Source organism: Methylobacterium frigidaeris, from assembly GCF_022179185.1.
In the GTDB taxonomy this organism is placed as follows: domain Bacteria; phylum Pseudomonadota; class Alphaproteobacteria; order Rhizobiales; family Beijerinckiaceae; genus Methylobacterium; species Methylobacterium frigidaeris.
Genome location: NZ_BPQJ01000286.1, coordinates 1 through 249 on the forward strand (window position 1 = coordinate 1; position 249 = coordinate 249).

The following is a 249-nucleotide window of genomic DNA, read 5'->3' on the forward strand; positions in this document are numbered from 1 at the left end:
CACCTCCTTGCGGTGGACCCCCACCAAGGCCGCCACCCCGCCCGCGTAGGCCTCGTGGGCCAGGAGGTAGCGGTCCTCCAGGGCCTTCCTCAGGGCCTCCTCCACCAGGGGAAGCTCCTTCTCGGTGAGGAGGAAGGGGATCACGCGGAGGAAGGGGCTTTTGTCCAGTCCGTGGGCCAGAGGAGGAAGCAACTCCAGGGCATGGAGAGAGGCCTGGGGCAGGGCGAGATGCTCCAGCAGCTCTTGCTT

At 67.5% G+C, this 249-nt stretch carries 1 protein-coding gene; it reads right to left on the reverse strand.

All coding sequences use genetic code 11. The annotated features are described in order from the left end of the window. A partial coding sequence (locus MFF64_RS39145) for a hypothetical protein (RefSeq protein ID WP_498071639.1) occupies window positions 1-192 on the reverse strand: 192 nt, incomplete at its 3' end. Window positions 193-249 lie beyond the last annotated feature (57 nt).